A 12,985-nucleotide genomic window follows, 5' to 3' on the forward strand; every position below is an offset into this window, starting at 1 on the left:
GTTTTGCATACAGAGATTTTTTGTATCATGAGAAATTATTATGACATTTTTTCTTACACAAAAAGCTCTCCGGACAGAAAACAGAAAGTGACACACAGAAAATAGAATCATTGTTAAAACAGGATAAGGAGAATGAATATGAATTTTGATGTTGCAGAAAAATACGGAAAAGCATATTTTATGCCGCCGGAAGTTACATATGACTGGGTAAAGAAGGATGCGATCGAAAAACCGCCGATCTGGTGCAGCGTGGATCTGCGTGATGGCAACCAGGCACTGATCGAGCCGATGAACTTAGAGGAAAAAATTGAATTTTTCCAGATGCTTGTAGACATTGGATTCAAGGAGATCGAGGTTGGTTTCCCGGCAGCTTCAGAGACAGAGTACAATTTCATGCGTGCCTTAATCGAGCGCAATATGATCCCGGAAGATGTTACCGTTCAGGTTTTAACACAGGCGCGTGAGCACATCATCAAAAAAACATTTGAGGCAGTCAAAGGCGCACCGCACGCAGTGATCCATCTTTACAACTCCACCTCTGTTGCACAGAGAGAGCAGGTCTTTAAAAAGAGCAGGGAAGAAGTAAAGAAACTTGCAGTGGATGGAGCGATTCTGTTAAGAGATCTTGCAGCACAGACAGATGGAAACTTTACATTTGAGTACAGCCCGGAGAGCTTCCCTGGAACAGAGGTCGACTATGCCGTGGAAGTCTGCAACGCCGTACTGGATGTGTGGAAACCGGATAAGGAACACAAAGCGATTATCAACATTCCGACTACGGTTCAGATTGCAATGCCGCATGTATTTGCATGCCAGATCGAGTATATTCACAAACATTTAAAATACAGAGATAACGTGATCTTAAGCGTACATCCGCACAACGACAGAGGCTGCGGTATCAGTGATGCTGAGTTTGGTGTATTAGCGGGAGCTGACCGTGTGGAAGGTACTCTGTTTGGAAATGGAGAGCGTACCGGAAACGTGGATATCGTGACACTTGCAATGAATATGGTATGCCACGGCGTAGATCCGAAACTTGATTTCTCCAACATTGCAGCAATCCGTGAGAAATATGAGCGTTTTACCAGAATGAGAGTTTATGAGCGTACTCCGTATGCCGGAGATCTTGTGTTTACTGCATTTTCCGGTTCCCATCAGGATGCGATCTCAAAAGGCATGGCATGGAGAGAGGCAGGAAAGAGCGGCGGGCGCTGGGATGTTCCGTATCTGCCGATCGATCCGAAGGATGTCGGAAGAGAGTACGAATCCGATGTGATCCGAATCAACAGCCAGTCCGGTAAGGGAGGAGTTGCCTTCGTATTAAAACAGAACTTTGGCATGTCCCTGCCGGATAAGATGAAAGAGGAAGTCGGTTATCTGATCAAAGGTGTATCCGATCACAGACACGAAGAGCTGACACCGGATATGATCTATCAGGTATTTACCGGGAATTACGTCAATATCAAAGATGTATTTGATGTGGCGGAGTGCCATTTCGAGCAGAAAGACGGCATTGCCGCAAGTGTGACGATCGAGCAGAACGGTGAGCGCAGAGTGATCGAGACAAGCGGAAACGGACGCCTCGATGCGGTCAGCAACGCAATCAAGATGTATTTTGGCATCAGCTATGAGCTGGCAACCTACCAGGAGCATGCAATCTCAGAGGGATCTTCCTCAAAAGCAGCGGCTTATGTGGAGATCATCTGTCAGGGCAGACATTTCTGGGGCGTCGGCGTGGATGAGGATATCATCAAGAGTTCCATCGCAGCACTGGTTTCTGCTGCAAATAAGATGGCAAAAAGCGAAAACATCATTGAGGGCAGAGATGAACGCATCATGGAGATCATGAATTACATCCAGAATAACTATGCGGATGTGACGATGGATGTCCTGGCAGAAAAATTTGGACTTTCCAAACCGTATCTTTCCAAATATATCAAGGAAAAATCCGGTATGACATTCCAGGATGCAGTGAAGGCTGCGCGGATGAAAAAAGCGAGAAGACTGTTAAAAGAGTCAAATCAGACGGTGGAGTCGATTGCAGCGAGTGTGGGATATGAGAACGTGGAGCATTTTAACCGCCTGTTCAAAAAGGCGTATGAGATGACACCGGTACAGTTCCGCAGACAGTATAAATAAAAAAACAAGAGGTGCTTCCGGAAATCTGTTCCGGTGAGCACCTCTTGTTTTTGTGATAACAGATCTGTTTAAAATATGCACAGATTGTTGTTTGTGAAAATGATGTACTAATATATAGATGTATATATATCAGGTTATTTAATATGTTTTTTGATCGCATCAAAACTTTCTTTGCTGATGACATGCTCCATACGGCATGCATCTTCTGCTGCAATTTTCGGGTCGACACCGAGGCGTGTCAGCCAGTCTGTTAAAAGTTCGTGACGCTCATAGATCATTTCTGCAATTTCACGGCCGGAATCGGTCAGATAAATATATCCCTCTTTCGTAACGGTAATATTATTTTTTTCGCGTAAATTTTTCATTGCAACGCTGACACTTGATTTTTTGAAACCAAGCTCTTCGGCGATATCAACGGAGCGTACGACCGGGTTACGTTTGCTCAGTACCAAGATGGTCTCTAAATAGTTCTCAGATGATTCGTTTACCTGCATAAAAATACCTCTTTTCTGTCTATATGGTGATCACCTGACAGGAAACGAAATCCCATCAGGGAAAATGTGCCCCGCCTAAAATATATTGATAACAGTATATCATAATTCAAAGACAACAGCAAATTTTATTTGTATTTTAGCGGGTACAGAACCGGAAAATGGATAAAAATTCCTTGCTATGCAGAATGCGTTTTGATATAATACATCCATAGCACAATTTATATGAAAATCATGTGAAAGGTAATATTGTTCACATGCAGAAATGGAGAGTACTATGTTAGACAGTGCGGACGGGGACGCGGATCCTTACCCGAATCAGAATAACAAAATGAAAAGATCAATATTGAAATATGAGAAAGCATAACTGCCGTTTGGAGAGACAAACAGGTGCAGCTATGCTTTTTTGCGTGGAAAGAGAGGAATTATTTTTTTATGGGAAGTGACTCATTGTTTTTTATCATTATTGCGATATGCCTGATCATGTCAGCATATTTTTCGGCGACGGAGACCGCATTTTTGTCGCTGAACCGGATCCGCATGAAAAATATGGCAGACAAGGGAAATAAACGGGCGGCGCTGGTGCTTGAACTGGAAGAAAAGTACGACAACCTGTTGTCAACGATCCTGATCGGAAACAATATTGTAAATATTTTATCTTCCTCCTTAGCAACGATCCTGTTTGTAAAAATGCTTGGGGATGCGAAGGGGGCCAGTGTTTCAACGATCGTTACGACAGTTCTGGTTTTGATCTTTGGTGAGATTTCACCAAAAAGCATTGCAAAAGAATCACCGGATAAATTTGCACTGTTTTCCGCACCGATCATTGCTGTTCTGGTAAAAATCCTGACACCGGTTAATTTTGTGTTTGCACAGTGGAAAAAACTGCTGTCACACATCTTTAAGTCAGAAGAGGAGCCGGGAATCACAGAAGAAGAACTGCTCACCATTGTGGATGAGGCACAGGCAGGCGGCGGTATCGGAGAAGATGAGCGTGTATTGATCCGCAGCGCGATCGAGTTTGATGAGCTGGAGGCAGTGGACATTTACACACCGCGAATTGATATTGTCGGTATCCCGGTGGATATGCCAAAAGATGAGATCGCCAAAATATTTGCGGACACCGGATATTCGAGACTTCCGGTCTATGAGGAAAATATTGACCAGATCATTGGTATTTTATATCAGAAAGATTTTTACAACTTTATTTACCGTTCGGATGTGACGATCCGTGACTCAGTGCGACCGGTTATTTTTACACCGAAAAATAAAAAGATCGATGATCTTTTGCGGGAACTTCAGCAGAAGAAACTGCACATTGCGGTTGCGATGGATGAATACGGCGGAACGGCTGGAATCATTACGCTTGAGGATATTTTAGAGGAACTTGTCGGTGAGATCTGGGATGAGCACGATAAGGTCGAGACAGAAATTGAGCGCATCAGCGACAATGAATATCTGGTTGCCGGAAAAACAAAAGTGGAAAAACTGTTTGAATGTTTAGACCGCGAGGCAGAATTTGATGTGCAGACCGTCAGCGGCTGGGTGATGGAATTGTTTGAATGTATACCGAAAGCCGGAGATTTTCATACGGATGAGGAATTTAAACTTGAGATAGAAGTGACAGAGATGTCCGGCAAACGGATCGAGCAGGTGAGGATACGCGACCTGCGGGAACCGGAAGAGGAAGAAAAAGAATAAATCAGAATATGTATTCTGGTATAAAAAACTGGGGGACTAGAACCCCAGTTTTTTTAATTCCTCCGAAAACTCTGCGCGCAGCAGCTTTCTGGAAAGCACAGCCGCATAAAATCCGTCGAGTGCCTGCTCATAAATATGCTGATACTGCACGAAGTGAAAACGGATGGTATCTTTCCAGTTGTCCGCAGTCACCAGACGGTCTTCTTCAAGGTGGTAATCAAAGAGGTTGCTGCGCAGCTCATAAAGTGCTGCATAGCGGAAGGATTCGGATAACAGTGCCAGACAGGTATCGTGGTCCGGCAGTCTGGTAAGCCCAAGCGCACCGAAACGTTTCTGCACGGCAAAGCGGGAAACCGTTCCGTTTAAAAGCCCCGTAACTTCCGTCGCAAGCAGTGTCTCAAGGTCAGTCTTGTAATAGCCGAGTGTTGCGTCAACAAGCGTGTTGGAAAGTTCCACGAAAAATGGCTGCAGCATACAGTTTTTCGTCTCAAAATATTCATCCATGAAATCGTAAAGCGCTGTGTCGTCGCCGGTGAACTGGTAACTGTCATGGTAGGCAGCGCCAAACTGCGGAAGCAGTGAACCAAGTGCTGACGGATATCTCGTCAGAGCCAGATATAAAACGGCATAAAACTCCGCACCGCTGCCGATGAGTGCATCCAGACGGATATCAGAATCGTCTAAAGCAACAGAGCCAAGTACCGGATATTTTGTCAGAATCAGATCATCAATGATGGCAAGCTCATCACCTAATGCAAATTCGTCAAATGCATTCTCTAAGATGCTGATTGCGGTATATAAGAAAAAGGCGTCAAAACTGTCCTCCTCCGGTATCGGACAAAAATAAGGATCCAGAGCCAGATAATCGCTGATCAGGGAAAAGTCGAGTGCATCTTCCATTGGAAATAACGTTTCTTTTATATAAGCGGCAAGTGTATCATCCTCTTTTCCTGCAAAGGATAAAAAGCGATAGACCGTGTAGGTCAAAATACGTTTTACCCCGTACTCCGGGTGTGCGTGCATATAATCCGGAATCAGTTCCGGTGAAAATAACTGGTTCATAATAGTCTCCATTCCTGCCCCCGATTTTGAGGCATCATTAAATTCTATTTGTAAAACATTTACTGCAAAATATCATCTGTCAGAATATTAAGATATTTGTTGCGTTTGACGATTTATTATAGCATTATATAGGAGGGTTGTCACTTGATTTAAAGGGAAACGGATTGTTCTTGTTTTTGCACAAAAAAATGCAATTCCTATCTTGACAATAGGAATTGATGATGTATAATACTTATATCATATCAACAAACTAGGAAATGAAACAGAATGGTGATGGATACACACAGAATATACGGACTTTCCGCTAGTATGAGCAGCATATAAAATGGATAAGATAAGGATAAAGAAAGGAACGATATCATGGCAAAATTAATTTATTTAGATAATGCAGCAACCACACAGGTATATCCGGAAGTATTAGATGCAATGCTTCCATATTTTACAGAATACTACGGCAACCCTTCTGCAATCTATTCTTTCGCAGGGGAGAGCAAAAAGGCTGTCGATGAGGCAAGGGCAAATGTCGCAGCGCTCATCAATGCAAGAACCGAGGATATCTATTTTACCGGCGGCGGCAGCGAGTCAGACAACTGGGCATTAAAGGCAACTGCAGAGGCATATGAGTCCAAAGGAAAACATATCATCACAAGCAGGATCGAACATCATGCGATTCTTCACACCTGTGCATATTTAGAGCAGAAAGGTTATGAGGTAACTTATCTGGATGTTGATGAGGATGGAAAGATCAGCCTTGAGGAATTAGAAAAAGCGATCCGCCCGGATACGATCTTAATTTCCATTATGTCAGCAAACAATGAGATTGGAACAATCGAGCCAATCAAAGAGATCGGTAAGATCGCACATGACCACGGCGTATTATTCCACACGGATGCGGTACAGGCATTTGGACATATCCCGATCGACGTGGAAGAGATGAACATCGATATGTTAAGCGCAAGCGGCCACAAGATCAACGGACCAAAGGGTAGCGGTGTGATGTATATCCGCAAAGGCGTTAAAATCCGTTCCTTCATCCACGGCGGTGCACAGGAGAGAAAACGCCGTGCAGGTACACACAATGTTCCGGGTATCGTCGGAATCGGTACAGCGGCAAAACTTGCAAAAGAGAATATGGAAGAGCGCAGTGCAAAAGAGATCGCACTCAGAGATCATCTGATCGAGCGTGTATTAAAAGAGATCCCTTATACCAGATTAAACGGACACCGCACAGACCGTCTGCCGAACAATGCAAACTTCTGCTTCCGTTTTATCGAGGGAGAGTCCATGCTGATCCTCTTAGATCAGGCAGGTATCTGCGGTTCCAGTGGATCTGCATGTACTTCAGGTTCCTTAGACCCGTCCCATGTACTTCTTGCAATCGGTCTGCCGCATGAGATCGCACACGGTTCCCTGCGTCTGACCTTATCCGAGAAGAACACGATGGAAGAGATCGACTATACCGTAGACGAGTTAAAGAAGATTATCGAGCGTCTGCGTGGTATGTCCCCATTATATGAGGATTTTGTAAAAAAACAGAACCAGTAATCAGGATTGAAAATTGAGCGTAAAGAGATAAAAAGGAGAAATCAGATATGTACAGTGAGAAAGTAATGGATCATTTTAATCACCCGAGGAACGTTGGAGAGATGGAAAATCCAAGCGGTGTAGGTACCGTTGGTAATGCAAAATGCGGCGATATCATGCGAATGTATCTTGATATTGATGATAACGGCATCATTCAGGAAGCAAAATTCAAGACATTTGGATGCGGTGCAGCCGTTGCAACCAGCAGTATGGCAACCGAACTTGTAAAAGGAAAAACGATCCAGGAAGCACTTGAAGTTACCAATAAAGCCGTTATGGAAGCATTAGACGGACTTCCACCGGTAAAAGTACACTGTTCCCTGTTAGCAGAGGAAGCAATCCATGCAGCACTCTGGGATTATGCAGAGAAAAACGGTATCAAAATCGAAGGACTAGAGCGTCCGGTAAATGATATCAGCGAAAAAGAAGAGGAAGAAGAATACTAGAAAAATATCAAATGAAGGAGAAGTGATCTATGGGAAAGAAACATTTGAGCGAAAGAAATCTGGGTTTTGAAACATTGCAGTTACATGTAGGACAGGAGGAGGCAGATCCGGTTACAGATGCGAGAGCAGTGCCGATCTACGCAACCTCTTCCTATGTATTCCATAACAGCCAGCACGCAGCAGACCGTTTTGGCCTGAAAGATGCGGGCAACATCTACGGAAGACTTACCAATCCGACCGAGGATGTATTTGAAAAAAGAATTGCAGCATTAGAGGGCGGTGTTGCCGCACTCGCAGTTGCATCCGGTGCAGCAGCGATCACATACACGATCGAAAACCTTGCACATGCAGGCGATCATATCGTTGCAGCAAATAATATTTACGGTGGTTCCTATAACCTGTTAGAGCATACACTTCCGGACTATGGAATCACAACTACTTTTGTTGATCCACTCGATGTTTCAAACTTTGAAAAAGCGATCCAGGACAACACCAAGGCTCTTTACATAGAGACATTTGGAAATCCAAACTCAGATGTCAGCGACATTGAGGCAATCGCAAAGATCGCCCATGCGCATAAAATTCCACTTGTTGTGGACAATACATTTGCAACCCCGTATCTGCTCAGGCCGATCGAATACGGCGCAGACATTGTTGTTCATTCTGCAACAAAATTCATTGGCGGACATGGAACCGCAATCGGCGGTGTCATCGTCGACAGTGGAAAATTTGACTGGGAGGCATCCGGTAAGTTCCCTGCCATCACGGAACCGAACCCGAGCTATCACGGAATCAGTTTTTCACAGGCAGCAGGCCCTGCAGCATTTGTCACAAGAATCCGTGCAATCTTACTCCGTGACACCGGAGCAACGATTTCACCGTTCCACGCATTTATGTTTTTACAGGGACTTGAAACATTGTCCCTGCGTGTAGAACGTCATGTGGAAAATGCATTAAAGGTTGTAGAGTATTTAAACAATCATCCACAGGTGGAAAAAGTACATCACCCATCCGTTACAGAGGATAAAGAACAGCAGGAATTATACAAAAAATACTTCCCGAACGGCGGCGGTTCAATCTTTACCTTTGAGATCAAAGGGGATGAGCAGAAGGCAAAAGATTTTATTGATAATCTTGAGATCTTTTCCTTACTTGCAAACGTGGCAGATGTGAAATCACTTGTCATTCATCCGGCTTCTACCACACATGCACAGTTAAATGAGGCAGAGCTGGCAGAGCAGGGAATCTACCCGAACACGATCCGTCTTTCCATCGGAACAGAGAATATCAGGGACATCATTGAGGATCTTGATGAAGCATTTAAGGCAGTAAAGTAGAAATAAGTTCCTTATTTTTACTTTGAAGTCTGCAAAAAGCATTGCAGACTTCAGAAATGAAAAATTTCAGAATAGGAGAGGAATATCATGGCAAAAGTTTATCAGAGTGCAACAGATTTGATTGGAAACACACCTTTATTAGAGGTAACAAAATTAGAGAAAAGCAAAGGACTTGAGGCAAAAGTTCTTATAAAACTTGAGTATTTTAACACATCAGGAAGTGTAAAAGACCGTGCTGCATATTACATGGTAAAAGATGCAGAGGAGAAAGGTCTTTTAAAGGAAGGTTCCGTGATCATTGAGCCGACTTCCGGAAACACAGGTATCGGTCTTGCTTCTATCGCAGCAGCAAAAGGATACCGTATCATCTTAACAATGCCGGAGACCATGAGTGTTGAGCGTCGTAACATCTTAAAAGCATACGGTGCAGAGATCGTTTTAACAGAGGGTGCAAAGGGAATGAAAGGTGCGATTGCAAAAGCAGAAGAGCTTGCAAAAGAAATCCCGGGAAGCTTTATCCCATCCCAGTTTACCAACCCGGCAAACGTACAGGCCCATTTCGAGACAACAGGACCGGAGATCTGGGCAGATACAGACGGTAAGGTAGATATCTTTGTTGCAGGTGTTGGTACCGGCGGAACAGTTACCGGTGTCGGACAGTACTTAAAATCACAGAACAAAGATGTAAAAGTTGTTGCAGTTGAGCCGGAGACTTCTCCTGTTCTTTCCAAAGGAACAGCAGGTCCTCACAAGATCCAGGGAATCGGTGCAGGATTTGTTCCGGAGGTATTAGATACCAGGATTTATGATGAGGTATTTCCGGTAGCAAACGAGGATGCATTTACAACCGGAAAAGAGCTTGCAAAAGCAGAGGGTGTATTAGTCGGAATTTCCTCCGGTGCAGCTTTATATGCTGCAATCGAGCTTGCAAAACGCCCGGAAAACAAAGGAAAAACAATCGTTGCCCTTCTTCCGGACAGTGGTGACCGTTATTACTCCACAGCATTATTCGCAGACTAAAGAAAGCGTATCGCCTGAAAAACAGGTAATAGCCTTAAAAATAAATCATAGACAAAAACAGGCAAAAAAGTGTCACATCGTATGGTGTGGCACTTTTTATTTTGTGGCAAGTGTGCTAAAATTACATTTAATACATTATAATCTTTTAACATAAAAGAAATCATTATGGCATAAAGTGAGGACACAGATGGAAGCGAAAAGACAGGATATCGGGATGGATATAGATGAAAATAAAAAAGATACACAAAATAAAACCAATACACAGGATAAGGCCGATACATCAAATAAAGAGGATAAGCCGGATGGATCAGAAAAAGAGGAAGCACAGAAAAGTACGTCGGCATCGCGCGAGATTTTAAGCTGGGTACTTACATTTGCCCTGGCGATCGGGGCAGCATTTCTGATCAAGAATTATCTGATCATCAACGCAGATGTGCCGACAGGCTCCATGGAAAATACGATCATGCCGGGGGACCGCCTGATCGGAAATCGTCTCGCATTTTTAAAGGATACACCGGAGCGCGGGGATGTTGTGATTTTCCATTATCCGGATGATGAGGAAGAACTTTATGTAAAAAGAGTGATCGGACTGCCGGGGGAGGAAGTCCGCATTGACGATGGAAAGATTTATATTGATGGAAGTGAAACGCCGCTGGAGGAAGATTATTTGAAGGAAGAATGGACGGTGGCAACAGGACCATATTTATTTGAAGTACCGGATGACTGTTATCTGGTATTAGGGGATAACCGGAATGACTCCTGGGACGCGCGTTACTGGGATAACAAATATGTAAGTATCGATAAAATCCTCGGTAAAGGAGAGGTCATTTACTGGCCGCTGCAGGACATCGGAAAAATCAGATAGCAATCAAAAATGCATAGATTTTAAATGGAAGTGTTTGGAAACAGGCATTGTATGAGATCGGACACAGGGGGATCAGACATGATAACATTTCTTTCAAAGTTTTTTATTAAAGAAAAAGAGGATAAAGGAAAGATCAGACAGGAGTATGGTATTCTCTGCGGTATGGTCGGAATCTTTTTAAATATTCTGCTTTTTTGTGGCAAATTTTTTGCAGGAACGATCAGCCATTCGATCGCTGTGACTGCGGATGCATTCAACAACCTGTCAGATGCAGGATCTTCCGCTGTTACGCTGATCGGATTTAAGCTGGCAGGAGCAAAACCGGACTCGGAGCATCCGTTTGGCCACGGACGGATCGAATATGTATCGGGACTGATCGTTGCGGCAGCAATCCTTTTGATGGCGTATGAACTGATCAGGGATTCTATTATAAAGATCATTCATCCGGAAGAAACAGAGTTTTCCGTAATGGTGGTTGTGATCCTCATTATTTCGATTCTTGTAAAACTGTATATGTATCTTTATAACAGTGGGGTTGCAAAAAAAATTGACTCTGCTGCCATGAAGGCAACGGCAACCGACAGTCTGAGCGATACCTGCGCAACAGCAGTGGTACTTGTGGCAGCTTTGATCGGACATTTTACCGGAATCTATGTGGATGGCTATTGTGGTGCATTAGTTGGTGTATTTATCATGTTTGCGGGCATCGGAGCTGCGAAAGATACCTTAAATCCGCTTTTAGGGCAGCCGCCGGAGGAGGAATTTGTGCAGAAGATCGATCAGATCGTAATGGCACATGAGGAGATCTGTGGAATCCATGACCTGATCGTACACGATTATGGCCCGGGAAGACAGATGGTATCACTGCATGCGGAAGTACCTGCGGAGGGCAATATCTTAGAGATCCATGATATTATTGATAATGTTGAAAATGAATTAAAAGAAAAGTTAGGCTGTGATGCGACGATACATATGGATCCGATCGTGACATCGGATGAACATGTCAGCGAGATGAAAGCGGCGGTAATATCTATTATCAAGGGAATTGATGAGCGGATCAATATGCATGATTTCCGCGTTGTAACGGGACCGACACATACGAATATTATATTTGATGTCCTGATACCGTATAAGTTTCAGATACAGGATGATGAGCTGGCAGCACGTATTACATCACAGGTAAGGGAACGTCTTGGAAATAATTATTACGTGGTTATCAAAGTAGATCATTCCTACGTGTAAAGGAGTCGGGCAATTCAGATTTTTACAAAGGAGAAACGTATGCAGACAAGTAACAAAGAACTGATCCTGCTGGTAGATGATGATCCGGGCAATCTCAAAAGAGCACAGACGATTCTGGGGGAAGAATTTCGTATTTCTGCGACTACATCTGGGAAAATGGCATTGTCACTTCTTTCAAAAGTGACACCGGATCTGATCCTTTTGGATGTAAATATGCCGGAAATGAACGGATTTGAAACACTGAAAAAGATTCGGGAACTTGAAAATGGATCTATGATACCGGTTGTGTTTCTGACCGGTGATAATGATGCTGAAACAGAAACAAAATGTTTTGAGGCAGGGGCTATGGATTTTGTCGGGAAGCCGTTTGTTTCCCAGGTATTAGTCAGCCGTGTGAAACGAATTTTAGAGAACAGACAGTACCAGAATCATTTAGAAGAGATGGTCGCCTCGCAGGTTGCGGAAATGACGCGTATGCAGGATGAAGTGATTACCGGTATCGCCAACCTGATCGAGAGCCGTGATGGCAGTACGGGACTTCATGTAAAAAATACCCAGAATTATGTACAGATACTGACAAAAGCGTTGAGGGAAAAGGGGATGTATCCGGATATCCTTGATCATAATTATGAGCTCAATACAGTAAAGGCATCGGTACTTCACGATATTGGAAAAATAAAAACACCAGATGCGATTCTTTTAAAACCGGGACGGCTGACGGACGAAGAGTTTGAAGTCATGAAACAGCATACGGTAGCCGGGTGTGAGATCATTGACCGGATCATCGGAAATGTGGAACATGAGGAATATGTGGATATTGCCAGAAAAATAGCACGATATCATCATGAAAGATGGGACGGTACGGGCTATCCGGATGGATTATCCGGGGAGGAGATTCCGTTATGTGCAAGGATCATGGCACTTGCTGATGTTTTTGATGCATTATATCAGGACCGGTGTTATAAGAAAGCAATCCGTCCCGCATCTAAGGTGTTTGAAATTATAAAGGAAAATAGCGGCTCTCAGTTTGATCCGAACCTTACAGAGATATTTCTGGAATTGCAGAGGGAAATTACAGACATAAGTGAATGAGAGGGG

11 protein-coding genes are annotated in these 12,985 nt (G+C 43.7%); 9 read left to right on the top strand and 2 right to left on the bottom strand.

The genetic code is table 11. The features are described 5' to 3' along the window. The first annotated feature begins 138 nt into the window (after window positions 1-138). The gene (locus RIL182_RS01920; RefSeq protein ID WP_330369122.1) at window positions 139-2,139 is read left to right on the top strand and encodes a 2-isopropylmalate synthase; all 2,001 of its coding nucleotides are present in this window, start codon (window positions 139-141) and stop codon (window positions 2,137-2,139) included. A gap of 134 nt (window positions 2,140-2,273) precedes the next feature. Here the strand turns inward: RIL182_RS01920 and RIL182_RS01925 are convergent, their stop codons facing one another. After that, a complete protein-coding gene (locus tag RIL182_RS01925; RefSeq protein ID WP_006858876.1) occupies window positions 2,274-2,633 on the bottom strand; it encodes a metal-dependent transcriptional regulator in 360 nt (119 codons plus the stop codon). 432 nt (window positions 2,634-3,065) lie between these two features. Between RIL182_RS01925 and RIL182_RS01930 the strand changes: the two genes are divergently transcribed. Then, entirely contained in the window at window positions 3,066-4,331 is a 1,266-nt protein-coding gene (locus RIL182_RS01930) for an HlyC/CorC family transporter (RefSeq protein ID WP_015522478.1), read from the top strand. A gap of 36 nt (window positions 4,332-4,367) precedes the next feature. Here the strand turns inward: RIL182_RS01930 and RIL182_RS01935 are convergent, their stop codons facing one another. Further along, window positions 4,368-5,393 carry a hypothetical protein gene (locus RIL182_RS01935; RefSeq protein ID WP_242655635.1) on the bottom strand — a complete coding sequence of 342 codons (1,026 nt, stop codon included), beginning with the start codon at window positions 5,391-5,393 and terminating at the stop codon, window positions 4,368-4,370. A gap of 360 nt (window positions 5,394-5,753) precedes the next feature. Between RIL182_RS01935 and nifS the strand changes: the two genes are divergently transcribed. The 7 genes from nifS to RIL182_RS01970 all read left to right on the top strand — a co-directional run bounded on the left by nifS (window position 5,754) and on the right by RIL182_RS01970 (window position 12,979). Beyond that, window positions 5,754-6,938 carry a cysteine desulfurase NifS gene (gene nifS, locus RIL182_RS01940; protein ID WP_134523005.1) on the top strand — a complete coding sequence of 395 codons (1,185 nt, stop codon included), beginning with the start codon at window positions 5,754-5,756 and terminating at the stop codon, window positions 6,936-6,938. 47 nt (window positions 6,939-6,985) lie between these two features. Continuing rightward, entirely contained in the window at window positions 6,986-7,423 is a 438-nt protein-coding gene (gene nifU / locus RIL182_RS01945; protein ID WP_006857197.1) for a Fe-S cluster assembly scaffold protein NifU, read from the top strand. Window positions 7,424-7,452: 29 nt separating this feature from the next. Further along, entirely contained in the window at window positions 7,453-8,760 is a 1,308-nt protein-coding gene (locus RIL182_RS01950) for an O-acetylhomoserine aminocarboxypropyltransferase/cysteine synthase family protein (protein ID WP_006857198.1), read from the top strand. A gap of 87 nt (window positions 8,761-8,847) precedes the next feature. Further along, window positions 8,848-9,780 carry a cysteine synthase A gene (gene cysK, locus RIL182_RS01955; protein WP_006857199.1) on the top strand — a complete coding sequence of 311 codons (933 nt, stop codon included), beginning with the start codon at window positions 8,848-8,850 and terminating at the stop codon, window positions 9,778-9,780. A 187-nt stretch (window positions 9,781-9,967) separates the two neighbouring features. Beyond that, window positions 9,968-10,645: a signal peptidase I gene (gene lepB, locus RIL182_RS01960; protein WP_006857200.1), complete on the top strand. Its 678-nt coding sequence runs from the start codon at window positions 9,968-9,970 to the stop codon at window positions 10,643-10,645. Between the two features lie 78 nt (window positions 10,646-10,723). Beyond that, window positions 10,724-11,887 carry a cation diffusion facilitator family transporter gene (locus RIL182_RS01965; RefSeq protein ID WP_022112601.1) on the top strand — a complete coding sequence of 388 codons (1,164 nt, stop codon included), beginning with the start codon at window positions 10,724-10,726 and terminating at the stop codon, window positions 11,885-11,887. 39 nt (window positions 11,888-11,926) lie between these two features. Continuing rightward, window positions 11,927-12,979, top strand: coding sequence for a response regulator (locus tag RIL182_RS01970; protein ID WP_006857201.1), 1,053 nt, complete (start codon window positions 11,927-11,929; stop codon window positions 12,977-12,979). Window positions 12,980-12,985: the final 6 nt, after the last annotated feature.

This window comes from Roseburia intestinalis L1-82 (genome assembly GCF_900537995.1).
GTDB classification, from domain to species: domain Bacteria; phylum Bacillota; class Clostridia; order Lachnospirales; family Lachnospiraceae; genus Roseburia; species Roseburia intestinalis.

Coding starts and splice junctions, on each gene's coding strand:
- nifU (WP_006857197.1), top strand. CDS start 6,986: ATGTACAGTGAGAAAGTAATGGATCATTTTAATCACCCGAGGAACGTT.
- lepB (WP_006857200.1), top strand. CDS start 9,968: ATGGAAGCGAAAAGACAGGATATCGGGATGGATATAGATGAAAATAAA.
- cysK (WP_006857199.1), top strand. CDS start 8,848: ATGGCAAAAGTTTATCAGAGTGCAACAGATTTGATTGGAAACACACCT.
- RIL182_RS01920 (WP_330369122.1), top strand. CDS start 139: ATGAATTTTGATGTTGCAGAAAAATACGGAAAAGCATATTTTATGCCG.
- RIL182_RS01950 (WP_006857198.1), top strand. CDS start 7,453: ATGGGAAAGAAACATTTGAGCGAAAGAAATCTGGGTTTTGAAACATTG.
- nifS (WP_134523005.1), top strand. CDS start 5,754: ATGGCAAAATTAATTTATTTAGATAATGCAGCAACCACACAGGTATAT.
- RIL182_RS01925 (WP_006858876.1), bottom strand. CDS start 2,633: ATGCAGGTAAACGAATCATCTGAGAACTATTTAGAGACCATCTTGGTA.
- RIL182_RS01965 (WP_022112601.1), top strand. CDS start 10,724: ATGATAACATTTCTTTCAAAGTTTTTTATTAAAGAAAAAGAGGATAAA.
- RIL182_RS01930 (WP_015522478.1), top strand. CDS start 3,066: ATGGGAAGTGACTCATTGTTTTTTATCATTATTGCGATATGCCTGATC.
- RIL182_RS01970 (WP_006857201.1), top strand. CDS start 11,927: ATGCAGACAAGTAACAAAGAACTGATCCTGCTGGTAGATGATGATCCG.
- RIL182_RS01935 (WP_242655635.1), bottom strand. CDS start 5,393: ATGAACCAGTTATTTTCACCGGAACTGATTCCGGATTATATGCACGCA.